Below are 26,086 nucleotides of genomic sequence, written 5' to 3'. Positions count from 1 at the left end.
ATTGGACTTCACGCCCTCGCACGGATGCCGCTCCAGCAACGGAAGATGCTTGTGCGCGGCGGCGTGGAAGACGAGTTCCGGGCGCAGCGTGGCGAACAGCTGGTTCACCCTGGCCACGTCGCGGATGCCTGGCGCGGGATGCGTGGAGCTGGGGGCGCGAACTGTGGGAAGGGTGCGCCGGGCTGGCAGGGGCTGGCGGCGGATGGAAACTCAGGCCGGCGCGGCTAGGGCGCGGAGCGGCCGGGGTGGGGCGCGGCTGAGCCGGGCCGGGCTGGGCCGTGCCCGCCCTTGGATACAGCGTGCCAACCGTTAGGGCGGCAGGGATCGGGAGATGGGCCCGGAAAGGGCTTTCTTCACGGCCTCACGTGCCTGCGGTGATACCGGGGATGCCTTTCAGCTCGCCCATGAGCATGCTTGTCACCTTGACCGGGTAGTCATACAGGGCGAACACTGTTTCCCGTTGGCGGCCGATCAGTTTGAGCCGGACAGGTGTATCTCCCTTGTGCGCCAACAGGGTTTGCTTCAACTCACCGACAACGCTCTTGTCCAGCTTTTCCGCCGAGCAGTGCAGCATCAGGGGCGGCTCGTCCTCACCGTTGCCCACTTCGGACAGGTCCAGTGGCACGAGACCACCACCGAACACGGACATCTTGTCTTCCCGCCAGTTCACTCTGCCCTTGACCAGGACGGCGTTGTCCTCCACGAGATCCGCCGAGAACATGGCGTAGGACTTCGGGAAGAACAGCACCTCCAGCGATGCGTCCATGTCTTCCACGGTGCAAATCGCCCAGGGTTCGCCTTTTTTGTTGACCCGACGCTCCAGTGAGGTGATCAGGCCGGAGACGATCAGCTCGCCTTCCTTCGGTGGGTTGTCCAGGATCGCGGCGATCGGCTTCGGGGCGTGCTTGCGCAGGATCCGCTCCGCGCCGTCCAGCGGGTGCGCCGACACGTACAGGCCCAGCATCTCCCGTTCGTACGACAGCAGCTGCTTGCGCGGCCACTCCTCCTCGCCGAACTTCAAGTGTGCCAACGGTGACGACGAAGACGAAGCGGCGGCGGTGTCGTCGCTGCCCGAGCCGAACAGGTCGAACTGGCCCATCGCCTCCTGACGCTTGAGCGGCACCACCGCGTCCACCGCGTCTTCGTGCACCTGGATCATCGACAACCGTGTGTTGCCAAGGGAATCGAACCCGCCCGCCTTGATCAGCGACTCCAGCACCCGCTTGTTGCACGCGACCAGCTCGGACTTGTCGAGGAAGTCGGTGAACGAGGAGTACTTTCCCTTCTCGCTGCGGGTTTTGATGATCGACTCGACCACGTTCGCGCCGACGTTACGGACCGCGCCCAAGCCGAACCGGATGGCGTCCCCGACCGCGGCGAAGCGCTGGCCCGACTCGTTCACGTCAGGCGGCAGCACCTTGATGCCGAGGCGGCGGCACTCCGACAGGTACACCGCGGACTTGTCCTTGTTGTCACCGACCGAAGTCAGCAACGCGGCCATGTACTCAGCGGGGTAGTTCGCCTTGAGATACGCCGTCCAGTACGACACCAGGCCGTACGCGGCGGCGTGGCTCTTGTTGAATGCGTACCCGGCGAAGGGAAGGATCGTGTCCCACAGTGCCTTGATGGCCTCGTCGGAGAACCCGTTCTCCTTCATCCCGCCGTGGAAGCCCTCGAACTCCTTGTCGAGAACCTCCTTCTTCTTCTTACCCATGGCGCGGCGGAGCACGTCCGCGCGGCCCATCGAGTACCCGGCCACCTTCTGGCCGATGTGCATGATCTGTTCCTGATAGACGATCAGGCCGTACGTGTCGGCCAGAATCTCCTTCAGCGGCTCTTCCAGCTCGGGGTGAATCGGCTTGACCTGCTGCCGGTTGTTCTTCCGGTCGGCATAGTCGTTGTGCGCGTTCATGCCCATCGGACCGGGCCGGTAGAGCGCGCCTACCGCGACGATGTCGTCGAACACCGTCGGTTGCATGCGGCGCAGCAGATCCCGCATCGGCCCACCGTCCAGCTGGAACACACCGAGCGTGTCACCGCGGGAAAGCAGCTTGTACGTCTCCGGATCATCGACGCCGAGCGTGTCGAGGTCGATGTCGGTTCCGCGGTTGGACTTGATGTTGTCGATGGCGTCCCCGATGACGGTCAGGTTCCGCAGACCGAGGAAGTCCATCTTCAACAGGCCGATGGCTTCACACGACGGGTAGTCCCAGCCGGTGATGATCGACCCGTCGTCCCGCTGCCACAACGGAATCGCTTGCATCAGCGGCTCGCTGGACATGATCACCGCACAGGCGTGCACACCCGCGTTGCGGATCAGGCCCTCCAGCCCGCGGGCGGTGTTGAAGATCGTCGAGACCTCTTCGTCGGTCTCGACGAGCGTGCGCACCTCCGCCGCCTCGCCGTACCGCTCGTGCTGCGGGTCGACGATGCCCGAGAGCGGGATGTCCTTCGCCATGATCGGCGGCGGCAGCGCCTTGGAGATCTTGTCCGCGATCGAGTAGCCGGGCTGGCCGAAGTGCACGCGCGCGGAATCCTTGATCGCGGCCTTCGTCTTGATGGTGCCGAAGGTGATGACCTGGGCGACCTTGTCCGCGCCGTACTTCTCCGTTGCGTACCGGATCATCTCGCCGCGGCGGCGGTCGTCGAAGTCGATGTCGATATCGGGCATCGACACGCGCTCGGGGTTGAGGAACCGCTCGAACAGCAGCTTCTGCGGAATCGGGTCGAGGTTGGTGATACCGAGGGCGTAGGCGACCAGCGAGCCCGCCGCGGAACCACGGCCGGGGCCGACCCGGATGCCGACCTGGCGCGCGTGGTTGATGAGGTCGGCGACGACCAGGAAGTAGGCAGGGAAGCCCTTGCCGATGATGACCTCGAGCTCCATGTCGATCCGCTCGGCATACCCCTCCGGGGCACCATCCGGGAACCGCCACTTCATGCCGCGCTCGACCTCGGCCCGTAGCCACGACGCCTCGTCATACCCATCCGGCACGGTGAAGACGGGCATCCGATCGGTGTGGGTGTACACCTCGTCGTACGGCTCGACACGCTCGGCGATCAGCAGTGTGGTATCCGCGGCGCCCGCGACCTCCGAGTCCCAGTACTCGCGCATCTCCGCGGCGGACTTCAGGTAGTAGCCGTCACCGTCGAACTTGAACCGGTTCGGGTCGTTGAGCGTCTTGCCCGACTGCACGCACAGCAACGCCGAGTGCGAGTCCGCCTGATCCTTGGTCACGTAGTGCGAGTCGTTGGTGGCCAACGGCTTGAGGTCGAGCAGCTTGCCGACCTCCAGCAGCCCCTCACGCACGGAACGCTCGATCGGCAGCCCGTGGTCCATCAGTTCGAGGAAGAAGTTGTCCGCGCCGAAGATGTCCTTGTAGTCCGACGCCGCCTGGATCGCCTCGGTCTTCTGACCCAGCCGCAAGCGGGTCTGCACCTCGCCCGACGGGCAGCCCGTCGTCGCGATGATCCCCGCGGCGTTCTCCGCGATCAGCTCCCGGTCCATCCGGGGCTTGCGGTAGTAACCCTGGATGCTCGCCAGCGACGAGAGCTTGAACAGGTTCCGCAGGCCGGTCGCGTTCTGCGCCAGCATCGTCATGTGCGTGTAGGCACCGCCACCGGAGACGTCGCCGCCCTCACCGAACTCGTCCGAGCCGCGCTGATTGGCCTGGCCCCAGAACACCGGCTTCTTCGTGAACCGCGACTCCGGCGCGATGTAGGCCTCGATGCCGATGATCGGTTTGAGCCCGGCCTTGCGCGCCTCCTGGTAGAACTGGTCCGCGCCGTACATGTTGCCGTGGTCGGTCATCCCGACCGCGGGCATGCCGAGCCGTTTCGCCTCCGCGAACAGCGGAGCGATCTTCGCCGCACCATCGAGCATCGAGTACTCGGTGTGCACATGCAGGTGAACGAAGGAATCGTTCGACACCGGCGAAAACCTCCCCATGAACGGTACTGCGCGACCTGGACAGCCAGCGTAGCTCGCGGCACCGACAGTTTTGCGCAGGCTTGCCGGACGAGGACCCGCAAGGCCTGAATGCCGGTAAAGTCGCTGCTCATGCGGCTCGAGGACGTGCGGCGGTACCGCGATGAGACGCCCGGTGCCGCGGGTGTGGCGCATTTCGACAACGCGGGCGCCGCACTGCCGCCCGCCGTGGTGACCGATACCGTGGTGGGGTATTTGCGCGAGGAAGCCGTGACCGGCGGCTACGAGACCGCGATCGCGGCGGCCGACCGGATCGCCGCGGTGTACGACTCGATCGCGCGGTGGCTGGGCGCGGCTGCCGACGACATCGCACTGACCGACAGCGCGACCCGCTCCTGGCAGGCGGTCTTCTACGCGATGCGGTTCGAGGCCGGCGATCGCATCCTCACCTGCCGCTCGGAGTACGCCGGCAACGCGATCGCGTACCTGCAGATCGCGCGGCGGACGGGTGCGGTCATCGAGGTGGTCGGCGACGACGAGTCGGGCCAGCTGGACGTCGCCGATCTCGCACGCCGGATCGACGGGCGGGTCAAGCTGATCTCGGTGAACCATGTGCCGACGCAGGGCGGCCTTGTCAACCCCGCCGAGGAGGTCGGCGCGATCGCCGAGGCGGCCGGAATCCCGTTCCTGCTGGACGCGTGCCAGTCCACGGGCCAGCTCGACCTCGACGTGGCGCGGCTGCGGTGTGACGCGCTGACCGGCACCGGGCGCAAGTACGTCCGTGGCCCACGCGGCACCGGTTTCCTGTACGTGCACCCCCGGCTTCGCGAGCGGCTCGAGCCGGCGATGCTCGACCTGCGTTCCGCGGCCTTGACGGCGCCGGACACGTACGAGGTGGCGCCGACGGCGAAGCGGTTCGAGGCGTGGGAACGCAATTTCGGTCTCGTGCTCGGTCTGGGCGCGGCGGTCGACTACGCGCTGGCGATCGGTCTGCCCGCGATCGAGGCGAGGGTGACAGCGCTGGCCGCTCGGCTGCGGTCGGCGTTACGCGAGATCGACGGCGTGACCGTGCGGGATCAGGGGGTGCGCCAGTGCGGGATCGTCACGTTCTCCGCCGAGCAGCTGCCGGCCGCGGAGATCAAGGCACGCCTCGCCGATGCGAAGATCAACACCTCGGTCAGCCTGCGGGGCTCGGCGCAGTACGACTTCACCGCGCGGGCGCTGCCGCCGCTGGTCCGCGCCTCGGTGCACTACTACAACACCGACGAGGAGATCGAACGGCTCGTCGCGGAGCTCACCCATATTCTCACGCGATCGTGACCGGGGTGGACAGGACGCGGGTGGGGCCGACGTAACGCGGCGGGCCCACGATGTCGAACGACGCCGTGCACGGGAGGTCGGCGGCGGAGCGGCCGACGTGCACCTCGAAGCGACCCGGCTCGACGATGCGGCGCAGATCGATACCGGTGAAGCTGGTCCGGTCGGCGTGCAGGGCGAACGTGACCCGCTTGTGCTCACCCGGAGCCAGCGCGACCCGGGTGAACCCGGCGAGTTCCCGCATCGGCCGTGTCACCTGAGCCCGCACGTCGCGCAGGTACAGCTGCACCGTCTCCTCACCGGCCCACTCGCCCGAGTTCCGCACGGTGACCGAAATGGACACTGTGCCGTCAGCCGGGATTTCGTTGGCGCTCAAGGACAAATCGGAGTACTCGTACGTCGTGTAGGAGATCCCGTGCCCGAACGGGAACAGCGGCGTCGGGTCCAGATTGCTGATGCCCTCGCTGTTTCCGCCCAGCGGCGGGTGCAGGTACGTCCCGGGCGAACCGCCCGCGGCCCTGGGCACCTGCACCGGCAGCCTGCCTGACGGCGTGACCCGGCCGGACAGGATGCCCGCAAGCGCCGGACCACCTTCCTCACCGGGCATGAACGCCTGGATCATCGCCGCCGCACCGGTGTGCCGGCCCAGCGCGTAAGGGCGGCCGGAGACGACCACCAGGATGACCGGCGTGGAAGTCGCCACCAGTGCGGCGACGAGTTCGTCCTGCACTCCCGGCAGGCTCAGGTCCTCAGCGTCACACCCTTCCCCCGACGTGCCTTCACCGAAAAGGCCGGCCCGGTCGCCGACGACCGCGATGCACACGTCCGCTTCTTCTGCCGCGCGGGCGGCTTTCGCCAAGCCCGAGCGGTCCTCGTTCCGGATGGGACAACCGGCGTGCAGCGAGATCTCCGCATTCCCGAACTCCGCGCGCACTGAGTCTATAAAGGACGGTGCGGTCACGCCGATGCCGAAGTCGGGGAACCGGGGCAGCACATGGTTCGGATACGAGTAGCAGCCCATGAATGCCAGCGGATCGTCGGCGCACGGGCCGACGACCGCGATCTTCTTGGCCGCCAACGGAAGCACGCCGTCATTGGTCAGGAGTACCACCGACTTCTCCGCGAGTTCACGAGCGATGGCACGGTTGCGAGGTGAGTCGAGGTCGACCGCGTCCGCCTTCGGTGTCCAATCAGGATCGAGTAGGCCCAGCTCCGCCTTCTGCCGCAGCAGCCGGTGCACGGACCGGTCCACCAGATCTTCCGGCACCTCACCGGAACGCACCAGCTCGACGAGTTCGGTGCTGTAGCACAAGGTGTCGGGCAGTTCGATGTCGACGCCGGCGGCCAGCGCGAGCGCACCGGCCGCGCCGACGGAATCGGCTACCCGGTGCATGTTCTTGAGGAACGCGATCGCCCAGTAGTCGGAGACCACGACACCCTCGAAACCCCATTCCTCGCGCAGGATCTCGCTCAGCAGTACGACATTCGCCGCCGCGGGCACACCGTCGATGTCGACGTACGCGTTCATCACCGCCCGGGCTCCACCGTCGCGAATGGACATTTCGAACGGTGGCAGGATCACGTCCCGGAACTCGCGGGGACCGATCGAGACCGGCGCGTGATTGCGTGCGGCGCGGGACGCGGAGTACCCCGCGAAATGTTTCAGCGTCGCGATGATTCCGGTTTTCTCCAGACCACGGACGTACGCCGAGCCAAGGGTGCCGACGAGATACGGGTCCTCGCCAAGGGTTTCCTCGACCCGGCCCCACCGGTAGTCCCGCACGACGTCGAGTACCGGCGAAAGTCCTTGGTGCACGCCGACCGCGCGCATGTCCTCGGCGATCGCGGCCGACATCCGTTCCACCAGGCCGGGATCGAACGTCGCCGCCCAGGCGAGCGCGGTGGGATAGACGGTGGCGCCCAGCGTGGTGAACCCGGTCAGGCATTCCTCGTGCACGATCGCCGGCACGCCGAGCCGGGTTTCGTTGACGATCTCGTTCTGCAGTGCGAAAACCCGGGCGGCTCCCTCCTCCGCGGTGACCGGCGCGGTGCCGAAAACCCTTGTCAGATGGCCGATCCCGTCCTTGCGCACCTGTTCGAACGGCAACCCGCCGCGAGCGAAAACGTCCTGCATCGGCGCGACGTTGCCGTTGACATCGGTGTTGCCCGGCCAGACGCTGCCGAGCTGCGCCATTTTCTCCTCGAGCGTCATCTCGGCGCGCAACGCTTCCGCGCGCTCGTCAGCGGATAACGACGCGTCCTGCCAGCGGGTCGTCATCGTCCTCCTTGGTCGGGAATCCGGGCCGTCGAATCGCGGACGACGAGGTTGGTCGCGAGCTCCACGTGGTGGGAATCAAGGGTTTCCCCAGCGGCGAGGCGCAACAGGGTGCGCAGTGCGACGCGGCCCATGTCCTGCAATGGCTGACGGACGGTGGTCAGTGCCGGAGTGGAGCGTTCGGCGAGCACGGTGTCGTCGAAGCCGACCACGCTCAAGTCCTCGGGCACGCGCAGTCCGCGGCGGCGGGCCGCTTCCATCACGCCGAGCGCCGCCGCGTCGTTCCCGGCGAAGATTGCGGTCGGCGGCATGTCCAGCGCGAGCAGCCGGGTCCCCATGTCGAGTCCGTCGCCGTACTGGAAACCGCCGTGCAGCACCAGTTCCGGGTCGGTCGCGCAGCCGGCGTTCTCCAGCGCCGCGCGGTAACCGTGCAACCTGGCCTGGCTGCAGGATGCCTCCAAGGGCCCACCCGCGTAGGCGATCCGCCGGTGGCCGAGGCCCAGCAGGTGCTCGGTGGCGGCGAGCCCGCCGGACCAGTTCGTCGCGCCCACACTGGTCACTTCGACGCGCGGCAGGTTCAGCGGATCGATCACCACCAGCGGCAGCCCGGCACGGGCGAAACTTTCGACCTGCGCAAGACTCAACTCGGACGTGACGACGATGAGCCCTTCGCGCCCGCCGCTCCTCAACCGTTGTGCCCACGTGTCCTCCGGCGTCAACGGTCCACTTTCGACAGACGCGGGCGGCCGGCTGACGACGACGTCCACGCCGGCCTCGGCACCGGCTTCCGTTACCCCGCGCAGGATTTCCAGCGAATAGGTGCTGCGCAGATCGTCGAAAACCAGATCGGCGACCCGGGCCGGCGCAACCGTGCGACGACCCGCCTGCGGCACATAACCGAACTCGCGCAACACTTCCGCGACGCGGGCTCTCGTCGCGGCCGACACGTCAGCCCGTCCGTTGAGCACCTTCGAGGCCGTCGGCAGCGAAACCCCCGCGGCATCGGCAACCATCGCAAGAGTCGCCCGCTTGCCCTGACCAGCCCGCACGCCCAACCTCCTATCGGAAAATTTCGGCTCACTGTAACCCTGGTTTCATGGTTCCACCAGGCCCTTGACGAGACAAAAGCAGGAGCTTATCGTGCCTGCCACACCATAGTGTTTCCGAAACTTTTCGGACCCTTCGACGGGGAAGGCACGAAGATGACACTGGGCAAGCGCCGGGTGGCGCTGATGGCGGCCGGCCTGGCCGCACTTCTGAGCTTCACGGCAGCCTGCGGCAGCAGCGGTCCATCCGGCGCGAGCGGCGGCGGCGCCAGTGCGTGGGCACTGACCGGCGGTGACGAGCAGACCTTCCGGACATCCTTCCAGGACAACAAGATCGACGGCCAGTTCTTCGGCAACGACGCCTACAAGCAGAAAATCCGCTCCGCCGTCGGCGCCGGCCAGGCCCCCACACTGGTGTTCAGCTGGGGTAACGGCGGCATGCTCAAGTCTTGGGTGGACGCCGGCAAGATCATGGACCTCACCCCTGAAGTGCGAAAGGACCCGGCGCTGGCTGGGCGGTACCTGCCGTCCGTCGCGCAGACCGGAGTGATCGACGGCAAGACCTACGCCGTGCCCAACAACGGCATGCAGCCGGTGGTGCTGTTCTACAACAAGGACTTGTTCACCCAGATCGGGGCGCAGCCACCGAAAACCTGGGCCGATCTGATGGCTCTGGTGCCCAAGTTCACCCATGCCGGGATCGCACCGTTCTCCCTCGGCGGGCAGAGCAAGTGGCCGCAGCTGATGTGGGAGGAATACCTCGTCGACCGCATCGGCGGGCCCGGGGTGTTCAACGCGATCGCCGCGAACAAGCCGAACGCGTGGTCGGACCCGGCGGTCATCCAGGCGAACACGATGATCCAGCAACTCGTGGACGCGGGCGGGTTCATCAAGGGGTTCAACTCGATCGCCACCGACTCAGGCGCCGACACCGCATTGCTGTTCACCGGCAAGGCCGCGATGTACCTCATGGGCTCGTGGGCGTTCCCGACGATCAAGCAGGCGGATCCGGAGTTCATTTCCGGTGGCAAGCTCGGCTACACGACCTTCCCCACGGTCCCCGGCGGCACGGGCGCGCCGGAGGACATCGTCGGCAACCCGGCGAACTACTGGTCGGTCTCGGCGAACGCCAGTGACCAGCAGAAGCAGGCCGCGGTCGGTTACCTGCGCACCGGCGTGATGAGCGACTCCTATGTGGACAGCCTGCTGGCCAACGGTTCTGTGCCGCCGGTCAACGGGATCGAGGCGAAGCTCGCCAAGACCGACGACCCGCAATATCTGTCCTATGTGTACGGTCTGGCGAGCACGGCGCCGAACTTCCAGCTGTCGTGGGACCAGGCGCTGTCCCCTGGGCAGGCCGACGCGCTACTGAACAACCTGGACCAGCTGTTCCTCAAGCAGATCACGCCCCAGCAGTTCGCCACCAACATGAACGCCACGATCGGCCAGTGATGGGAGCTCCGGCAATCGCCTCCGAGCCGGCAAAACTGCGATCGAAGGCAGTCTCCACGCCCGGTGCGGGAAACCCCCGCACCGGGCCCAGCCCGCTGATGGCCGTGCCTGCGCTGGCGTTCTTCGGTGTGTTCGCCCTGCTGCCGCTCGGCGGGGTGGTCGTGCTGAGCCTCATGCACTGGGACGGCATCGGCGACCCGGTGTGGACGGGTCTCGGCAACTGGGCGCTCGCCATGTCCGACCCGGCGACCTATCACGCGATTTGGCTGAGCCTGCAGGTGATGGTGTTCAGCTGGATCTTCCAGACCCCGGTTTCGCTGCTGCTCGGGGTGTTCATCGCCGGGCGTGGCCGGTACCGCGCACTGCTGGGCGTGCTGTACTTCCTGCCGTTGCTGCTCTCCGCGGCGGCCATCGCGATCGCGTTCAAGGCCTTGCTGGATCCCAACTTCGGAATGAGCCGGGCCTTCGGTGTGAAAGCGCTTTCACAAGACTGGCTCGGCGATCCGGCACTCGCGCTGTATGTGGTGATCTTCGTGATCGGCTGGCAGTTCATCCCGTTCCACACGCTGCTGTACCAGGCGGGCGTGCGGCAGATCCCGCGACAGCTGTACGAAGCCGCGGAGATCGATGGCGCCGGACGGGTCCGGCAGTTCCTCTCGATCACGTTGCCGCAGCTGCGATACACGATCGTCACGTCGTCGACCCTGATGCTGGTCGGCTCCCTGACGTACTTCGATCTCGTGTTTGTGCTGACCGGCGGCGGGCCGGGCAACGCAACCCGGTTCCTGCCGCTGGACATGTATCTCAACGGGTTCTCCAACAACGACATGGGCCGCGCGAGCACGTTGGCCGTGTTGCTGGTCGTCGCCGGGCTCGCCCTGTCACTCGGGCTCGCGCGGCTGGCCGGTTTCCAGCGCGGCAGCCAGCTGGAGGGGGCCTGATGCGCGCCCGCCCCAATGTGCCCGCCGGTCTCGCGGGGTTCGTCTGGCTGGTCATCGTGCTGGTCCCGGTGTACTACATCGTCGTCACGAGCTTGCGCAATCAGCGCGGGTTCTACGACGCCAATCCCCTTGCCATCCCGGCGAATCCGACGCTGAACAACTACGGTCTCGTACTGCGTAACGATTTTCTGCGCTACTTCCTCAACAGCGCCGTCGTCACGCTCGGCACCGTCGCCATCACCGTCGCGGCCGCACTGACCGCGGCCTACTACGTGGTGCGCGGGCGGACCCGGTTCGCGGGCCTGACCTACAAGGCTTTCCTGCTGGGCCTGGCGATCCCGTTGCAGGCGACGATCATCCCGATCTACTACCTGATCACGAGGGCGCACCTGTACGACACGCTGCTCGCGGTGATCCTGCCCTCGGTCGCGTTCGCGATCCCACTGTCCGTGGTCATTCTGGCCAACTTCCTGCGTGACGTGCCGGACGAGCTGTTCGAGTCGATGCGGGTGGACGGCGCCGGGCACTGGCGAATGCTGGTGAGCCTCGTGTTACCACTGGTGAAACCGGCGGTGGTGACCGTGGCGGTGTACGACGGGCTCAACGTGTGGAACGGGTTCCTCTTTCCGCTGATTCTCACGCAGAGCTCTGACCAGCGGGTGCTGCCCATGGCATTGTGGGCATTCCAGGGCCAGTTCCGGGTCAACATCCCGGCGGTGCTCGCCGCCGTGCTGCTGTCCACGCTGCCGGTGCTGGCGCTGTACATCCTCGGCCGGCGACAGCTCGTCACCGGACTGACGGCCGGTTTCGGAAAATGAGTGAGGAGAACAAATGCCGGACTACACTCCCACCCGCGAAGACAGGTTCTCGTTCGGGTTGTGGACCGTCGGCTGGCAGGGTGTGGACGTCTTCGGCGGTGCGGCCCGCCCGCCGATGGACCCGGCCGGGGCGGTGCACCGGCTGTCCGACCTCGGCGCGTACGGCATCACCTTCCACGACGACGACGTGATCCCGTTCGGTTCCTCGGCGGCGGAAAAGGAAGCGGCGCTCAAACCGCTGCGCGAAGCGCTGTCCGCGACCGGTCTCGAAGTGCCGATGATCACCACGAACCTGTTCTCGCACGCGGTGTTCCGCGACGGCGGGTTCACCAACAACGACCGCGACGTGCGCCGGTTCGCGTTGCGCAAGGTGCTGGACAATCTGGACCTCGCGGCGGAGCTCGGCGCGCGCACGTTCGTGTGCTGGGGCGGCCGGGAAGGCGCGGAATCGGGCGCCGCCAAGGACATCAAGGCGGCGCTGGACCGGTACAAGGAAGCCGTCGACACGATGACGCAGTACATTGTGGACTCCGGCTACGATCTGCGGATCGCGATCGAGCCGAAACCGAACGAGCCGCGCGGTGACATCCTGCTGCCGACGGTCGGGCACGCGCTCGCGTTCATCACCGAGCTGGACCGCCCGGAGCTGGTCGGCCTCAATCCCGAAGTGGGGCACGAGGAAATGGCCGGGTTGAACTACGCGCACGGGCTGGCGCAGGCGCTGTGGCACGGGAAACTGTTCCACATCGACCTCAACGGTCAGCACGGGCCGCGGTTCGACCAGGATCTGCGCTTCGGCGCGGGCAACGCACGCGGCGCATTCTGGACGGTGGACATCGTCGAGAACGGCGGGTACGACGGACCGCGGCATTTCGATTTCAAGCCGCCGCGCACCGAGGACTTCGACGGCGTCTGGGCCTCGGCGGCGGGGTGCATGCGCAATTACCTGATACTGCGGGAAAAGGTGCGCGCTTTCCGGGCCGACCCGGAGGTCAAAGCCGCCCTTTCCGCGGCGCGTGTCGACGAACTTTCCCAGCCGACCTTGACCGCGGGCGAGAGCCTGGAAACCTTGCGCGCGGAAAAGTTCGACCCCAATGCGGCGGCGAAGCGCGGGATGGCGTTCGAAGCGCTCGACCAGCTCGCGATCGAGCACCTGTACGGGGTTCGGTGACCGGCACTCCGCGACCGCGCGAGTCCTCGGAGGGCGAGGGCCGCGCGGTCGCGGCCTTCGACACGGCGGAGGTTTTCGACGCGGATTACCTGTACTTCTACGCCGAGCGGACCGGGGACCAGCGCAGCGAAGCCGAAACCGACCTGATCTGGCAGCTGCTGGACCTCGAACCGGGCATGGAGGTGCTCGATCTCGCGTGCGGACACGGCCGGATCGCGAACCGCCTCGCGGCGCGCGGGTGCCGGGTGACCGGCCTCGACGCCACACCGCTTTTCCTGCAACGGGCCCGGGAAGACGCCGCCGCCCGGGGCGTATCGGTCGATTATCGACTTGGCGATATGCGCGAGCTTCCCTGGCCGGCGCGCTTCGACCGGGTCGTCAACTGGTTCACCGCATTCGGCTATTTCGACGATCCCGGCAATCGGAAAGTTCTCGGCGAAACAGCTCGTGTGCTGCGCCCGGGCGGCCGGTTCGCACTCGAACTCAACCACCTGCCGTGGATTTTGCGAAATCTCCAGCCCAGCACCACACTCGAACGAGACGGCGACCTGCTCATCGACCGCAGTGAATTTGATGCCGCGACCAACCGGATGCACCCTCGGCGAGGACGGTAATTCACTCACCATCGACTCCCGGCGTATGATCACCATTTCCAGTCGGTGAACGAAAAGGATTTTCTTCGAAAGACCCGGGTAACGTTCTCCTTTCCGAAAACGACAGGGTGCACGAAAGCGGCGTAATAGCTGCGTCCTGGAGGAAAAGGAACTTCATGCCCAAGATCAGTCGTGTGTTCGGTGCGGTTGCCGCGGTCGGCGCCATTTCTCTGCTCGGCCCCGCCCCGCTCGCTTTTGGCCAGTCGAATGACCGGAACTGCAGCGACTTCCAATACCAGGAAGACGCACAAGCAGTCCTCGATGCGGATCATTCCGACCCGAACGGCCTCGACCGTGACAAGGACGGGATCGCCTGCGAAACGTTGCCGCACCGGCCGAAGCAGACGGCCACGACGTCCGAAAAGCCGTCTCCCACGACCGCCGAATCCACCACCAAGCCCAAGACAACCACGACCACCACCCGGCAGCCCAGCAAGACCACGACCGCCCAGGTGAAGGTGAAGCCGGTCGGTGGGGTGGACACCGGCGGCGGTGACGCGCCCGGCGGCAACGGCGCGGCGTTCGCGCTCGGTGGTGTCGCGCTGGCCGGGACCGCGGCCGGCACCGTCCTCGTCGTGCGGCGGCGCGCGCAGCGATGAGCCGTTCGCACTGGCGCCGGTGGCCCGCCTTGCTGGCCATCGGCGCCGCGCTCGTCGCATGTGGTCCCGCCCCACAGGCCCCGCTCAACTCACCAGTGGACCGGACCACCTCCACGCCGGCACCAGCGTCGGCCACAGCTCGACCGGCCACATTGGACATCCCGGCCATCGGTGTCCACACTGGACAGATCGTCGATCTCGGGCTGACCGCGAGCGGGGAGCTGGAAGTACCGAAGGACGCCCGGACCACGGGCTGGTTCACCGGCAGCCCGGCACCCGGCGACATCGGGCCCGCCGTGCTGGCCGCGCACGTCGACTACAACCACATCGCCGGAATGTTCAACCGCCTCAAGGATGTGCACGCCGGCGACCAGGCGATCGTGCACCGCGCGGACGGCAGCACCGTGGTCTTCACCATCTACCGCGTCGACCGTTACCCGAAATCGGCCTTCCCGACCGACGAAGTCTACGGTGACACCGCGGCCCCGGAACTCCGCCTGATCACCTGCGGCGGCGCATTCGACCGGGCGAGCCGGAACTACGAGGACAACATCGTCGCCTACGCGAAGCTCACACCCCTCGGCTGAGCGCCGTCAACCGTGCGATCGCGGCCGCGTCGCCTTCGAACTCCACGCGGATCGCGTCCCGGCCGAACACGAACAGCAGCAGTTCCAGCGGCGCGCCCACGACGGTCACCGGGTCGGGCCCGGTCTTGACCACCTCTTCGTGCCCGCCCGAGGTGCGCAGCACCACGCCCACAGGCGACTTGCGCAGGTTGAGCCTGGACGCCTGTTTCACCGACCGCCACGCCGCCGCGTCCCGCGCCGCATCGGCTGCACGCGGTTCCCAGCCGGGCTGCCCGCGGCGGACATCTTCGTGGTGCACAAGGAATTCCGCGCCGTTCACGGTCTCGTCGACGAACGGGATCCGCAGCGGCGAGAACCGCGCTCCCGACCGCACCAGCTCGACGAGTTCGGCCCACGGTTTGGAAGCGTACTGGTCCTGCACGCGCTGGGTGTACGCGGCGAGCGGCGGCACGACGATGCCCGCCATCGCATCCGGCCGCCGCTCACGCAGCACCAGATGCGCGGCCAGATCCCGCGCCTGCCAACCGTCGCACAGCGTCGGCGCATCCGGGCCGACCTCCTCGAACAGCGCACTCAGCGCCCGGCGCTCATCACTGGCGATACCCATGCCGTCAACATTACCTGTCACGACATGAAAAAACGGGGTGGGCGCCGAAGCACCCACCCCGCTGGAACGAGATTTTACTTGTCGCCGAAGCGAATCGAAGCAACCTGCTTGTCGAATCCGATCGCGGCCAGGTCCGGCACGCTCTCGGTGATGATCTTCGACTCACCGGTGCAGTCCTTGCCCTTCCACAACTTCACCGGACCGCCGTCGAGCTTGATCGACACCGCCAGGCTGGGCACCGAAACGTTCTGGCAGCCGGGGCCACTCACGCCGACCGAACCGTCCGGCTCGGCGAAGTTCTTGCCGCTGTCGATGATCGCGCTGCCGTTGCCGAGCTGGTCGTTGCCGCCACCGTTGCCGGCCGAAGACGGCGCCGTGCTCGCCGGGGCACTCGGCTTGGCGCCGCCCTTGCCCTGCACCTTGGCACCGGCAGGCGAAACCGCGAACCACGTGCCGCCGACGCCCTGACCATTGGTCTGGCCCGCCGCGGTGTCCTTGGAGAAGCGGTAGATCGGCCAGCCGCCGATCGTGAGCTGACGCGAACCATCGTCGCGGGCGACCACACCGACCTTGCTCGCCGGCACGCCGTTGACGAAGACCCGCGAGCCGGGCTTCACCAGCACCGGCGGCCACGTCTTGGCGCAGTCACCGTTGCAGTTCGACCGCGACGGGTTCGCGGTGTCCTTGTCGAAACGGTAAAGCGTGAATCCGGCGCCGTCGCGCACGATCGGATTGAGCCCGTTGGCCGACGCCCGGGTCAGCTGCACCCACTTCATCGCCGCGTCATCCGAGCGGGAACCCTTGTAGAAGTCGCCCGCGTTCAGGTCCGCGTTGTTGTCTTTCGCGGTTCCGCTCTGGTAGTCGACGCCGCTCGGGTCGGTGGCGTTCTGGGCTTCCTGCGCCTTCTCCCCGTCGGGCGTCACGCCGAACCAGGTGCCGTCGACGCCCTGGCCCTTCGTCTGGCCCGGCTGCTGGTCGGCATTGAACCGGTACAGCGCCCAGCCCTTGATGGTGACCTGCATGCTGCCGTCCTGCCGCTGCAGGAAGCCGACGTCATTCTGGTCTATACCATTGATGAAAACCTTCCCACCCTGCTTGACCGTGACCGGCGGCCACTTCTTGGCGCAGTCACCGTCGCAATTGGACGCGGGCGGGTTCGCGGTGTCCTTGTCGAAACGGTAGAGCGTGAAGCCCTTTCCGTTGAGCACCACCGGGTTCAGCTTGCCTGCGGTCCCGGCGTCGAGCTCCACCCACTGCTGGGCGGCCGCGGTGCCGGGTGCCGCGAAGTCGCCGGTGTCCTTGGGCGCGTTGTTGTCCTGCGCGCTGCCCGTAACAAAGGCCACATTGGACACTGCGCCGCCGTCGGCCGGTTTGCCGGCGGCGGTCTCGGCCGCGCCGCCACAGGCGGTCAGCGCAGCGACTCCCACCGCGGTCAGAGCGGCGAAAACCGCAGCTCGTTTGCGTAGCATTTCAGAAAACCCCCTTGTAGGGACCGGATCTGACCGTTCTCTGGGGAGTAGACGGCGACCCGACCGGGTAACGTTCAATCAGTTGATGTGACCTGTCTCACATCAGATGGTTCAAACCTTGACCTGCACGAACTGCTTCCCGTCGGTGTTCTCGACCAGTACAGCCGCGACATTCGCCGGGTCGATCAGCGCCGAACCGTCCAGGTTCACGCCCTCATTCGCCGCTTTCGGCGAAACAAGCCAACTTCCGGCTACCTCGCGGGCGCCGTCCTTGCCCACCACGACGACCCGGCAACGTTGCCCCGCCGGGATTCCGGTGACCGAAGCGTTGACGCGCACCCAGCCTGCCGCGGGCGTGACACCCACGGTCAGCCGTGCCCCGGTCGCCGCGTCGGTGCCGCTGGCGAACCGGGCACCCGTGGGCCGCACCGAAGCCGGCGGCGGTGCCGCGATCGGCGAAGATGTCCCGGCCGTCGTCCTGCCGACCAGCACGCCGACCCCGATCGCGGCGGCGGCCACGACCACGGCGGCCGCGGCCGCGAACGTCCGGTTACGAGTGCGGACCCCCGCCGATTCCTTCCGGACCTGACGAAGAGCCCGCTGCAACAACAGGTCCGCGTCCGGTGGCGGGCCGTCCAGCATGGCCTCCGGCGGCACCGCGGAAAGCTGGGTCTGCATTTCGGTCAAGGAGTCGACCTCCTCGCGGCACTGCGCGCACGCGGCAAGGTGGGCCTCGACGGTCAGGCGATCCTGCTCACTCGGCTCACCGAAGAGGTATTCGACGAGGTCCACATGAAGCTCATGCGGCTCACTCATGCGGCTTCCTCCACCCGGTCCGCCTTGAAGATCTCTCGCAAGGCCCGCAGCCCGTAGTATGACCGCGACTTCACCGTGCCCGGCGGGATGCCCAGTTCCCTCGCGGCCTCGTCGATCGACCGGCCGCGCAGGTACGTCTGCTCGAGCACCTCGCGATGCTCCGGCGAGAGGCTGTCCAGCGCGGACAGTACGGTCATCGAGTTGACCACATTATCCGAGTGATCGCGCTCGATGGGAACAGTCGTCGGCGTTTCCGCCACCTCAGGCGGGCGAGCCTTGCGTGCCCGCACCGAGTCGATCACCAGGTTCCGCACGACCGTGAGCAGCCAGGCCCGAGTCGAACCCTTGCCGTTGACCAGGATCTCCGGATTCCGCCAGGCACGCACCAGCGCCTCCTGGACGACGTCCTCGGCCGCCGGCCTGTCCGCCAGCAACCGGGTTGCGTACCCGAGCATGGCATTGCCGTGCTCCTGGAACACGGTGCGCACGAGCGCTTCGTCTGCGACCTCGCGAGGACGTGTCCTCAACCCGGCCATCGGCTGTTTCCTCCCCATGTCTCAGGCCACACACTGCCGTCCCGAGTTGACGCAGGTCACAACCTCGTTCATCAGGGCGTCGGGCATGACATCGACGTAGTCGGAGTGATCGGCGATCGGTGAGTTCTTCTCTTCGGAAAATGTGTCGATGGCGTAGTTCACGCCAGCAGGCACCGAATAAGCAAGCCGGATGTGCAGTCGGGGTACCGGAAACGTGCCGATCGGGCAATTTCCGGCACTGTCGGGAAAGATCATTTGTGACCGATGATCGGGACTGTCGATGGTCAGCCCGTTCCAGCAACTCGGAAAATCGAACAGTCGCAACACCTGTTCCCCGGCGTCGCAGTGCGGATACCGCCGGGCGACATGCCCGCCCGCACCGGAACAGCTCCACTGGACATGCTCGGTCAGCTTGCCACCGCTGGAAAAACCGCGCGCGTTGCCGGAGCTGGCGCGCAGGAACCGTGGCATCGCAACGACATTGCTGACCGGATTGCCCTGATAGGAGATCGTCACCGAGTCCGGCACCACGATCTGTCCCGCCACCCGAAGCACCGGCCAGTAGTACACGGACTTGTCCCCTGCCGCACAGGTGGTACCCGCGCTCGCCAGACTTTCGTTGGTGGAGAAGGCATTCGCGGACAGGTTCCCGACGTAGTCGTGCACGTGATGGGCGTCGCCCGGTTCCCCTGGACTGGCGACGAGGTTGTCCGAGTTGTGCATGCCGCCGGCGTTGCGGCCACAGTCGACGCGCCATGATCCCGGCGGCGGCGCGGGCGCCAGCGGTCCGGCCTGGAGTTCTTGCCTGGACACGAAATCCTGCGGCGACGCCACACCGTGCTCATCATGTGACGGCGGGACCAAAAGCCGGTAACCGGCAACGGAGGCCACACCCGCGGCCAGCACGAGCACCACCGTCGTGATGATCCAGCCCCGGGTCCACCTCTTCACGATCTTTGACTGTAATCTGCCTACCCGGTTCCCCGCGCCATGCGGTGACCTTTGGCAGCGTCAGCCGAACCGGCCGTGCACATAGTCGGCGGTGCGCTCGTCGGCGATGGTGACTTCGCTGGTCAGCTCCGCGATCGTCTCCTCGATGCGGCGGGTCGAGGTCGGGTCCAGCGCCGAGCACGGCTCGTCCATCAGCAGTACCGCGGGGCGTACGGCGAGCGCCCGCGCGATGCACAAACGTTGCTGCTGCCCGCCCGAAAGGGCACCGCCGTGTTGCCGGAGAAGGTCGCGTACCTCCCGCCACAGCCCGGCGCGGGCGAGACATCGCGGGGAACGGGTTGGGTTTCTGGAACACCATGCCGATATGGCGGCGGACTTCGGTGAGCTTCCACACCGAGCCGTAGATGTCGGTGTCGCCCAGCAGTACCTCGCCGGCCAGGGCGGCACCGGGGATGAGCTCGTGCATGCGGTTGAGGATCCGCAGGAAAGTCGACTTGCCGCAGCCGGATGGCCCGATCAGCGCGGTGACCGCGTGTGCGGGCATGGTGAGCGAAACCCGGTCGAGCACCTTGTGCTCGCCGAACCAGGCCGAAACCGCGCGCGCCTCCAGCGTGCCGGTGTCCAGTCGGGCGCAGGGCAGCTCCAACGGCTGGGCAACGGCGAGACCCGGCGCGCCGAGCACCCAGCTCTGCCACAGGCCGAGACGCTGATGGGTATAGACCACACCGGCGGCGGCGACGACCAGCACGAGCGCCCAGCCCACCAGCGGCACCAGCGCACCGGTGTCCCCCGCCATCGCCACTCCAGCCGGCGCTTTTCGTGCTTCCCGAGGCAACTTGGGGAACGGCGGCCGGGGCGCTTACCACTGGTGCCGCGTCGAGTCCTTCCCGCGGCGGCGGGATGTCCGGCCCCTTCAACGCAGTACACCGACAGCTGATGGTCGCGGCGAACGTGGTGTGGTTGTCCGCGGCGAAATCGCGCAACGTCTCAGAAGGATGCACCTCGAAACCAGTCTTGTGCGAGCTGCCGGCGCTGGTGGTCGCGGTGATCACCACCCCATCCCCAGGCAGGCCGTTCCCTCGCAACACGGCGTTGTAGGCGTCGGCGTCAGGCAGGCACCCGCCGTTCGTCTCCCGCATCGGGGCGGTGTCGGCACTTTCGCCCGGCAGCACAACGAGCCCGGGCTCGCGGCCGGCGCCGGCGCCGGCGCAACAGCCAGAACAGCAAAGCCAGCAACAGCACCACCAGTGCGGCGAGGTACAGCCAGGGCACGGCGGCGAACGTCACGTTCCCTTCGCCCGGTGGGCCCGGCTGGTCCGGATGTCCTGGCACCGCAACGGGATCCACGTGGACCGTGCCGGTCAGCCAGCCGCCCGGCAGCAGCCCACCGATCCTCGTGCTCAGCTTCATCGACGAACCGGGCAACAGCTCCGGGATGGCCGCGAGCGGCGGTCCGTCCACAGTGGATCCCCAGGGTGTGGACACCTTGGCCCACTGGGTACCGGACAGCCGCACGTTGCCGGAGTTGCGCACGACGTAGTTCGGAGTGACCTCGCCGCGCCCGAACACGCTCCCGTGATAGTCGGCGGTGAGGTCGGTGACCGTCAGCTCCGGGTGCAGCGCGCCGCTGACCCGCAGGTAGATCCGTGCGCCGACGCGCTGTTCGACGGTCACCTTCTGGCCGTTAGCCTGGGTTTCCTCGGTGCTGAGCGACGCGACGATGCCACCTGCGTGGTCGCCGGGCGTCGCACCGGCGGTGATGTCGAGGGTGAACGGGACGATCGCGGGCGAGCGGGGCGGCACCGACACGACATCTCGACCCGGCACGACTCATGTGCCGAGATCGACGGATTTCCGGTTGGTGGCAAGGAGATCGAACCCGGCTTCGGGCGTGTTGAACGCGTCACTGGGGTAGATCCGCAGATTCAGCGGGTGTTCGCCCACATTGGACACCGCGAGATGGTTGACAAGGCGCGCGCCGGGGGTCGCGCTGTAGGTGAAGCCGCTGCGGTTGTCGGGTGCCTGCGCGGTGGCGGGCCGGACCCCGAAGGTCACCCGTCCGTCGGCGGCGGGGTTTGGGCGAGCGCGGTCGGCGCGAGCAGGACCAGCAGGAGCGCTCTGCGCGACGAGCTTGTCGATCACGGCGGGGGTCCAGCCGGGGTTGCCGGCTCGGGTGCCGGTGACGGTGACCGGGTTGAGGTTGCCGGAGGTCTGGAGCATCGAGGTGTCGGGCAGCATGACCGGCCACGGAAGCGTGACGTTCTGGTTCTCCACGCTGATCAGCAACTCACCGGCGTTGACGGTCGTGGTGGTGTTCTCCGTCGTGGCCACCCCGGTGAAAGCGCTTACCGAAAGCGGCACCGCGCCGGATTCCGAGCCAGGAAGGCAGCGGGGGTTGGTGGGGACGAACTTCGCGGTGAACGGGACATCGCGGAACCGAGCGCCAACCAAGCTGTCCTTTGTAGACAGACGTCGACCGGGTCGGCACCCTCGACTGTCCCCGCCGTATATTCCGACGGTGATCACCGCCCCCACGGTCGAAGGCATCCGCTCCGCCATTTCCCCCATTCTCGGCACCCTCGCCGCCGGCGCCGCGGCACGCGAACGCTCCCGCGATCACCCGTTCGCCGAGGTCCGCGCGCTGGCCGAACAGCGGATCACGCTCGTTGGGGTGGCGAAAGAGGATGGCGGCGCGGGCGGCTCGGTGCGTGAGGTGACCGATCTGATCCTGGCCATCGCCCGGGCCGATTCCAGTGTGGCTCAGGCACTGCGCATGAGCTTCATCGTCGCCAACCGGGTGGCCGGCTTCCCCAGCCTGCCGCAGCGGACGTTGACCCTGCGACGGTTGTGCGACGGCGACCTTTTCGCCGGCACCAGCAACGAACGCACCGGTGGCGCCAACGGGTCCGTCAACACCACACTGCGACGTGAGGGCGATGGCTATGTGCTGAACGGCGAAAAGTATTACTCGACGGGTGCGTTGTACGCGCACTGGTTTTCGGGTAACGCCACGGACGAAAACGGGAGGGTACTGGGCTTCACGGTCCCCGTCGATCGCGAAGGTGTGCACCGACTCGACGATTTCGACGCGATCGGCCAGCGACTGACGGCGAGCGGCACCACGCGCCTGGTGGACGTGCGCGTCTCCGCCGACGAGATCGTGGCCTGGGACGAGGTCCGGCCGGCCAACCCGTGGCCGGATTCGTTCGCACAGCTCTATTTGGCGGCGGTGGAGGCGGGCATCGCCGCCGCGGCGCTCGACGACGCGATCGCCTTCGCACGGGACGGGGCGCGGCCCATCAAGCACAGCACGGCCGGCACCAGCGTCGAGGACCCGTACGTGCGGGAGACGGTGGGCGAGATCGCCGCGAGAGCGCATGCCGCGCGGGCGGCGGTGTTGCTGGCCGCTGAGGCACTGGACGGCGTGCGTGGGCTGAGTGGTCCACGGGCGCGGAAGGCAGGCGCGGAGGCTGCTGTCGTCGTGGCGCAGGCCGGCGTGGTCGCCGTCGAATCGGCGCTGCGGGCGGCCGAGTTGCTGTTCGATGTCGGGGGTGGTGCCGCGACCAGCCGGGACCGCGGCTTCGACCGGCACTGGCGCAACGCCCGCACCATCGCGAATCACAATCCCAGGCAGTGGAAGGCCGCGGTGGCAGGCGCCTACCACCTGACCGGTGAAGAACCGCCGGTGAACGGGCTTTTCTGACTCCTGGCGCGAAAAACGCCGTCACCTCGCTTCGTCTGCGGCAAGGTGACGGCGCCGGGATCAGTCGCTTCTGGTCAGTTCAGAATGTTTTCATGGCTGTGCTCCTGCGGAACCTCCGCCAGAACGAACCCCTGGTGGCTGTGCTCCTGGGGGACTTCAGCCAGAATGCCCTCGTGGCTGTGCTCCTGCGGGGGCTCCGCGGAAGTGGCCGCGGCGGCGACCGACGCCACCGCCGCGATGAGAACTCCAGCCGCCGCGGCGGTTACGAACCCAATTTTCATGTCATTCCCGTTCCGTAGACCACGCTCGTGGCGTGGCGGAGACAATTGCGCGCACATCCTGGGCACGCAGCAACCACCCCCGCTACCACTCGCGCCGGGATCGATCAAAACAGCACCCCCCAATGCCCCTTAACACCCGCATGCCCATACCGAAGGACACGGTGCAATTCAAACCCGACGCTGGTCCAAGCCCAACGTCCCCAGCGCCCGCCAAGGCGAGGAGCACGCACCGCGGGGGTGTGGGGGGGCGCCCCCCACAACGAGACGAAGACCCGGGAAGGTGGCAACGCCACCGAACAGGGTGGGCGCAGCAGGGTTCGAACCTGCGGCCCCTTGCTTGTAAGGCACTCGCTGGGCTCGATTGACCTGGTGATCTTGGCGATTGTCACTCAGTTCGTCACTCGCCTCCCTGCCCGCGACCAGCTCGAAGACGCTGGAACAGGAGGGGGCATGCCCCGTGCAGGCTGCTAATATCCCCGCCTGTTCCAGTCTGATGACCCTGTGACAGGAAATTAGTGCGGGGACTAACTGTCACACCCCGCCGTCACACTCTTGTCACACCTGTCTCCGCAGGTCAGATGCCATAAAGTGACAGGGTGACAGGTGTGACAGCGTTGAGGCGTACGTGTCACTCGCGCCTGCCCGCCGCGCTGTGCCTCGGCAGGGTGCGCCCGTGCGGCCGGGCTGACCAACTCGCGGTGAACGATGCTGTCAAGGCCGGCGAAACGATGACCACCGCGCTGGTGCTTCGAGGTGAGGCGGGTTCGCACCAGGGCGGGCCCGCCTCGCCAATCAGCGTTGTGTGTTGCGCGTACCCGTATCGTTGATGCTGTGAGCGAACCAGCAGGCACGACGGTGCAAGCCGAGGACCAGCCTTCCTGGGTTGACGTGGTGCGACGCACTGAGCACGGCGAGACCGTGTCCGTGGTCGCCCACGGCAAGCACGTCGCGGACCTCGTGCCCTCGGGTGAACTCGAAAGGCTCCGCGAGACGATCGATGTCCTGTCCGACACCGACCTCGTTCGCGACCTGGCCGAAGGCTTGGCCGACGCCCGCGCGGGCCGGGTGTTCTCCTCCGCGGACATCGCCGCGGACCTGGCCGCCCGTCACGATGTCGGCGAATGAGCCAGGCTGCGCTCTACGCTGTCGAGTTCTCGCCCGCCGCACGTCGAAGGCTGGCCAAGCTGCCCCTATCCGCCGCCACAGCGCTGTACGAGCACCTGATCGGTCCCGTCGCCGGAAACCCGTATCGCCTGGGTAAACCGCTCGACGAACCATTCAACGAGGTCTGGACAACCCGCCGCGGCGACTACCGAGCTTTGTACTCGATCGACGACCACGAACGCACGATCACCGTCCTCGCGGTCGCGCACCGCCGGGACGCATACCGACCGCACTGACGTTTAGCGCCTCCGCGCCGACGAACCGGGTCGCTCAACTGCCGGCGGCCCCCAACCGTATCCCTACACGACCCGGACCACGGCGAGCACAGCGCCAACATCGTTGTGCGCTGAGCCGACAGGCTGAAGAGTCGCTCCCTACGCCTTTGCCTCGCACCAAATGTTCAACCTCAACCTGTGCCGTCGCCAGCAGCGTCAGGCGCAGGAAGGAACTGCCGGACCTTGTGGTCCATTTCGTAAACGAGACTTAGGAGCTGCGCGGTAAATGTCAACGTACCCAGCGCCTGGTCCTTACTGGAAGCGGGAATCGCAACGTGGCGGCTGAACCGCCCGTGCTGCGCTCGATCAGCGTGTGGCGCTCGGTGCGCGCGTCTGGCGACACGAAGACGCGCAAGTCTCGCCGCACGCTCGCGATGCCGACGAGATGCGTTGTGGCGCTTCGCCTTCACCGGATCCGACAGGCTGCGGCGAAGAAGGTGGCAGGCGAGCGCTGGCAGGAGAACGGGCTTGTATTCGCCTCCGCGGTCAGGACACCGCTCGACTCGCACAACGTCCGCCGGTCCTTCCGGAAAGTTGTCAAGGGTGCTGAATTGGTGCCGGAGGACTGGACTCCGCGGGAGATGCGGCACAGCTTCGTCTCGCTGATGTCGGACTCCGGGGTGCCGCTCGAACATATCGCGCGCCTGGTCGGCCACAACGGAACAACGGTGACCGAGACCGTGTACCGCTTGCAGATCCGGCCGGTGATGGACGAAGGCGCAACGGCTATGGACCGAATCTTTCCCAAACGAGCACGTTAACTAAAATTGGTACGACCCAAGTTTGTCTCAGCCGCGACAATGAGCTGCTTCACCAGTTTGGAATACCGCAGAGCTTGTGCAAGTGTGATGCCGTCACCAGGCTTCGGGTGGACTAGAGAATTGCGAAGGTTGACAACCTCGCGGAGCGCATTCAACTCTCCAGGCTCAAACAGACCCCGGTCACCAGCGAGCTTGATCATATACCCCAGAGGAACGTAATTCTTTTTCTTATCTTGCACAATGCATCCCAGTCGAAATTGCAAATACTGTTCGAGGCGAGAAAAACTTAACATAGCCCCAGCCCAAGGGGATGCTTCCAAAGCGTCGACCACTTCGTCCCAGAAGTCATCAAGAACCTGCGCGGGCTCGAATACTCCGGCAACACCCTGCCGATCGACATCGTCATCGTGTTGCACCTTCCCCGGTGCCGTACCTTCACGAGGTGGAACTTCCCCACTCGCAGTACCTTCAATTGATTCCTGGTCGCGAGGCGACGGCTCAGGCTTAACGCCACTCTGAATAGATTCCGCAGCAGCTTTCCCAATCTCTTGGCTGGCCTGTTGCAGGCCCTGTTCGAACTGCATCTCGAACGGACCTGCCTTCACTGACTTGATCACCCGTGAGTCGAGGATCCGTCGGACCTGCTCGCGGAGCAGGAAAACCAGGACAACCACTCCGACGGGCCACGCGAGGGCACTGGCGATCCCAACGCCGAATTCCAACCACGACATCGCAT

At 66.6% G+C, this 26,086-nt stretch carries 25 protein-coding genes and 1 pseudogene; 12 read left to right on the top strand and 14 right to left on the bottom strand.

Annotated features, from left to right (window positions below; genetic code table 11):
- Both GKO32_RS40405 and dnaE read right to left on the bottom strand, forming a co-directional pair.
- The coding region (locus GKO32_RS40405; RefSeq protein ID WP_376765921.1) for a polysaccharide biosynthesis protein at window positions 1-117 on the bottom strand (117 nt) is incomplete at its 3' end.
- A gap of 244 nt (window positions 118-361) precedes the next feature.
- Window positions 362-3,931, bottom strand: coding sequence for a DNA polymerase III subunit alpha (gene dnaE, locus GKO32_RS02635; RefSeq protein ID WP_312867447.1), 3,570 nt, complete (start codon window positions 3,929-3,931; stop codon window positions 362-364).
- A gap of 129 nt (window positions 3,932-4,060) precedes the next feature.
- Here dnaE and GKO32_RS02630 point away from each other — a divergent pair, with 129 nt between their 5' ends.
- Window positions 4,061-5,248, top strand: a complete 1,188-nt coding sequence (locus GKO32_RS02630; protein ID WP_154755083.1) for an aminotransferase class V-fold PLP-dependent enzyme — start codon at window positions 4,061-4,063, stop codon at window positions 5,246-5,248.
- Here GKO32_RS02630 and GKO32_RS02625 read toward each other — a convergent pair.
- Together GKO32_RS02625 and GKO32_RS02620 are read right to left on the bottom strand one after the other, a co-directional pair.
- Window positions 5,235-7,523 carry a beta-xylosidase/alpha-l-arabinosidase gene (locus GKO32_RS02625; RefSeq protein WP_154755082.1) on the bottom strand — a complete coding sequence of 763 codons (2,289 nt, stop codon included), beginning with the start codon at window positions 7,521-7,523 and terminating at the stop codon, window positions 5,235-5,237. The genes GKO32_RS02630 and GKO32_RS02625 overlap by 14 nt on opposite strands.
- Entirely contained in the window at window positions 7,520-8,533 is a 1,014-nt protein-coding gene (locus GKO32_RS02620; RefSeq protein ID WP_154755141.1) for a LacI family DNA-binding transcriptional regulator, read from the bottom strand. Before GKO32_RS02620 ends, GKO32_RS02625 begins: the two co-directional genes overlap by 4 nt.
- 189 nt (window positions 8,534-8,722) lie before the next feature.
- On the opposite strand from GKO32_RS02620, the gene GKO32_RS02615 reads away from it, so the two are divergent.
- The 7 genes from GKO32_RS02615 (at window position 8,723) to GKO32_RS02585 (ending at window position 14,787) form a co-directional block, all read left to right on the top strand.
- The gene (locus GKO32_RS02615) at window positions 8,723-10,018 is read left to right on the top strand and encodes an extracellular solute-binding protein (RefSeq protein ID WP_154755081.1); all 1,296 of its coding nucleotides are present in this window, start codon (window positions 8,723-8,725) and stop codon (window positions 10,016-10,018) included.
- Complete coding sequence (locus tag GKO32_RS02610) at window positions 10,018-10,959, top strand: carbohydrate ABC transporter permease (RefSeq protein WP_154755140.1); 942 nt, start codon at window positions 10,018-10,020, stop codon at window positions 10,957-10,959. Before GKO32_RS02615 ends, GKO32_RS02610 begins: the two co-directional genes overlap by 1 nt.
- Complete coding sequence (locus GKO32_RS02605) at window positions 10,959-11,777, top strand: carbohydrate ABC transporter permease (RefSeq protein WP_154755080.1); 819 nt, start codon at window positions 10,959-10,961, stop codon at window positions 11,775-11,777. Before GKO32_RS02610 ends, GKO32_RS02605 begins: the two co-directional genes overlap by 1 nt.
- A 13-nt stretch (window positions 11,778-11,790) precedes the next feature.
- A complete protein-coding gene (gene xylA, locus GKO32_RS02600; RefSeq protein WP_154755079.1) occupies window positions 11,791-12,948 on the top strand; it encodes a xylose isomerase in 1,158 nt (385 codons plus the stop codon).
- Window positions 12,945-13,562, top strand: coding sequence for an SAM-dependent methyltransferase (locus GKO32_RS02595; RefSeq protein WP_312867446.1), 618 nt, complete (start codon window positions 12,945-12,947; stop codon window positions 13,560-13,562). Before xylA ends, GKO32_RS02595 begins: the two co-directional genes overlap by 4 nt.
- 155 nt (window positions 13,563-13,717) lie before the next feature.
- Window positions 13,718-14,200: an excalibur calcium-binding domain-containing protein gene (locus GKO32_RS02590; RefSeq protein WP_154755078.1), complete on the top strand. Its 483-nt coding sequence runs from the start codon at window positions 13,718-13,720 to the stop codon at window positions 14,198-14,200.
- Window positions 14,197-14,787, top strand: a complete 591-nt coding sequence (locus GKO32_RS02585) for a class F sortase (protein ID WP_154755077.1) — start codon at window positions 14,197-14,199, stop codon at window positions 14,785-14,787. Before GKO32_RS02590 ends, GKO32_RS02585 begins: the two co-directional genes overlap by 4 nt.
- On the opposite strand, the gene GKO32_RS02580 is transcribed toward GKO32_RS02585, so the two are convergent.
- The 8 genes and pseudogenes from GKO32_RS02580 to GKO32_RS38670 form a co-directional block, all read right to left on the bottom strand.
- The gene (locus GKO32_RS02580; protein WP_154755076.1) at window positions 14,771-15,394 is read right to left on the bottom strand and encodes a TIGR03085 family metal-binding protein; all 624 of its coding nucleotides are present in this window, start codon (window positions 15,392-15,394) and stop codon (window positions 14,771-14,773) included. The two genes, GKO32_RS02585 and GKO32_RS02580, sit on opposite strands and share 17 nt — an antisense overlap.
- A 74-nt stretch (window positions 15,395-15,468) precedes the next feature.
- The gene (locus GKO32_RS38300; RefSeq protein ID WP_154755075.1) at window positions 15,469-16,863 is read right to left on the bottom strand and encodes a hypothetical protein; all 1,395 of its coding nucleotides are present in this window, start codon (window positions 16,861-16,863) and stop codon (window positions 15,469-15,471) included.
- 111 nt (window positions 16,864-16,974) lie between these two features.
- Window positions 16,975-17,679: an anti-sigma factor gene (locus GKO32_RS02570; RefSeq protein ID WP_154755074.1), complete on the bottom strand. Its 705-nt coding sequence runs from the start codon at window positions 17,677-17,679 to the stop codon at window positions 16,975-16,977.
- Complete coding sequence (locus GKO32_RS02565; protein ID WP_154755073.1) at window positions 17,676-18,215, bottom strand: sigma-70 family RNA polymerase sigma factor; 540 nt, start codon at window positions 18,213-18,215, stop codon at window positions 17,676-17,678. Before GKO32_RS02565 ends, GKO32_RS02570 begins: the two co-directional genes overlap by 4 nt.
- 21 nt (window positions 18,216-18,236) lie before the next feature.
- Window positions 18,237-19,166: a DUF1996 domain-containing protein gene (locus GKO32_RS02560; protein ID WP_154755072.1), complete on the bottom strand. Its 930-nt coding sequence runs from the start codon at window positions 19,164-19,166 to the stop codon at window positions 18,237-18,239.
- Between the two features lie 60 nt (window positions 19,167-19,226).
- Window positions 19,227-19,812, bottom strand: a pseudogene (locus GKO32_RS02555) (phosphate ABC transporter ATP-binding protein).
- Between the two features lie 461 nt (window positions 19,813-20,273).
- Window positions 20,274-20,975, bottom strand: coding sequence for a hypothetical protein (locus GKO32_RS02550; protein WP_154755071.1), 702 nt, complete (start codon window positions 20,973-20,975; stop codon window positions 20,274-20,276).
- A 21-nt stretch (window positions 20,976-20,996) separates the two neighbouring features.
- Entirely contained in the window at window positions 20,997-21,617 is a 621-nt protein-coding gene (locus tag GKO32_RS38670; RefSeq protein WP_246243050.1) for a hypothetical protein, read from the bottom strand.
- Window positions 21,618-21,684: 67 nt separating this feature from the next.
- Here GKO32_RS38670 and GKO32_RS02540 point away from each other — a divergent pair, with 67 nt between their 5' ends.
- Window positions 21,685-22,869, top strand: coding sequence for an acyl-CoA dehydrogenase family protein (locus GKO32_RS02540; protein ID WP_312867445.1), 1,185 nt, complete (start codon window positions 21,685-21,687; stop codon window positions 22,867-22,869).
- 74 nt (window positions 22,870-22,943) lie between these two features.
- Here GKO32_RS02540 and GKO32_RS02535 read toward each other — a convergent pair whose 3' ends face one another.
- The gene (locus GKO32_RS02535; protein WP_154755070.1) at window positions 22,944-23,150 is read right to left on the bottom strand and encodes a hypothetical protein; all 207 of its coding nucleotides are present in this window, start codon (window positions 23,148-23,150) and stop codon (window positions 22,944-22,946) included.
- Between the two features lie 831 nt (window positions 23,151-23,981).
- Here GKO32_RS02535 and GKO32_RS02530 point away from each other — a divergent pair.
- The 3 genes from GKO32_RS02530 (at window position 23,982) to GKO32_RS02520 (ending at window position 25,350) form a co-directional block, all read left to right on the top strand.
- Window positions 23,982-24,275, top strand: a complete 294-nt coding sequence (locus GKO32_RS02530; protein ID WP_154755069.1) for a type II toxin-antitoxin system Phd/YefM family antitoxin — start codon at window positions 23,982-23,984, stop codon at window positions 24,273-24,275.
- Window positions 24,272-24,550 (top strand): type II toxin-antitoxin system RelE family toxin, encoded by a 279-nt coding sequence (locus GKO32_RS02525; RefSeq protein ID WP_154755068.1) that lies wholly within the window; start codon window positions 24,272-24,274, stop codon window positions 24,548-24,550. The genes GKO32_RS02530 and GKO32_RS02525 overlap by 4 nt, the downstream gene beginning before the upstream one ends.
- 332 nt (window positions 24,551-24,882) lie before the next feature.
- Window positions 24,883-25,350 (top strand): tyrosine-type recombinase/integrase, encoded by a 468-nt coding sequence (locus GKO32_RS02520; protein WP_312867444.1) that lies wholly within the window; start codon window positions 24,883-24,885, stop codon window positions 25,348-25,350.
- On the opposite strand, the gene GKO32_RS02515 is transcribed toward GKO32_RS02520, so the two are convergent.
- On the bottom strand, window positions 25,347-25,967 hold the full coding sequence (locus GKO32_RS02515) for a hypothetical protein (RefSeq protein ID WP_154755066.1): 621 nt from the start codon (window positions 25,965-25,967) through the stop codon (window positions 25,347-25,349). The two genes, GKO32_RS02520 and GKO32_RS02515, sit on opposite strands and share 4 nt — an antisense overlap.
- Window positions 25,968-26,086: the final 119 nt, after the last annotated feature.

This window comes from Amycolatopsis pithecellobii (assembly GCF_009707865.1).
Classification (GTDB): Bacteria; Actinomycetota; Actinomycetes; order Mycobacteriales; family Pseudonocardiaceae; genus Amycolatopsis_E; species Amycolatopsis_E pithecellobii.
Note: the sequence above shows the minus strand (reverse complement) of the source record. Positions and strands in the feature narration are given on the sequence as shown.

What these genes read in the sequence shown, in the direction of transcription:
- GKO32_RS02615 (WP_154755081.1), top strand. Translation starts at nt 8,723, where the DNA reads ATGACACTGGGCAAGCGCCGGGTGGCGCTGATGGCGGCCGGCCTGGCC.
- GKO32_RS02565 (WP_154755073.1), bottom strand. Translation starts at nt 18,215, where the DNA reads ATGGCCGGGTTGAGGACACGTCCTCGCGAGGTCGCAGACGAAGCGCTC.
- GKO32_RS02630 (WP_154755083.1), top strand. Translation starts at nt 4,061, where the DNA reads ATGCGGCTCGAGGACGTGCGGCGGTACCGCGATGAGACGCCCGGTGCC.
- GKO32_RS02620 (WP_154755141.1), bottom strand. Translation starts at nt 8,533, where the DNA reads ATGGTTGCCGATGCCGCGGGGGTTTCGCTGCCGACGGCCTCGAAGGTG.
- GKO32_RS38300 (WP_154755075.1), bottom strand. Translation starts at nt 16,863, where the DNA reads ATGCTACGCAAACGAGCTGCGGTTTTCGCCGCTCTGACCGCGGTGGGA.
- GKO32_RS02585 (WP_154755077.1), top strand. Translation starts at nt 14,197, where the DNA reads ATGAGCCGTTCGCACTGGCGCCGGTGGCCCGCCTTGCTGGCCATCGGC.
- GKO32_RS02590 (WP_154755078.1), top strand. Translation starts at nt 13,718, where the DNA reads ATGCCCAAGATCAGTCGTGTGTTCGGTGCGGTTGCCGCGGTCGGCGCC.
- xylA (WP_154755079.1), top strand. Translation starts at nt 11,791, where the DNA reads ATGCCGGACTACACTCCCACCCGCGAAGACAGGTTCTCGTTCGGGTTG.
- GKO32_RS02610 (WP_154755140.1), top strand. Translation starts at nt 10,018, where the DNA reads ATGGGAGCTCCGGCAATCGCCTCCGAGCCGGCAAAACTGCGATCGAAG.
- GKO32_RS02625 (WP_154755082.1), bottom strand. Translation starts at nt 7,523, where the DNA reads ATGACGACCCGCTGGCAGGACGCGTCGTTATCCGCTGACGAGCGCGCG.
- GKO32_RS02535 (WP_154755070.1), bottom strand. Translation starts at nt 23,150, where the DNA reads ATGAAAATTGGGTTCGTAACCGCCGCGGCGGCTGGAGTTCTCATCGCG.
- GKO32_RS02525 (WP_154755068.1), top strand. Translation starts at nt 24,272, where the DNA reads ATGAGCCAGGCTGCGCTCTACGCTGTCGAGTTCTCGCCCGCCGCACGT.
- GKO32_RS02605 (WP_154755080.1), top strand. Translation starts at nt 10,959, where the DNA reads ATGCGCGCCCGCCCCAATGTGCCCGCCGGTCTCGCGGGGTTCGTCTGG.
- GKO32_RS02570 (WP_154755074.1), bottom strand. Translation starts at nt 17,679, where the DNA reads ATGAGTGAGCCGCATGAGCTTCATGTGGACCTCGTCGAATACCTCTTC.
- GKO32_RS02580 (WP_154755076.1), bottom strand. Translation starts at nt 15,394, where the DNA reads ATGGGTATCGCCAGTGATGAGCGCCGGGCGCTGAGTGCGCTGTTCGAG.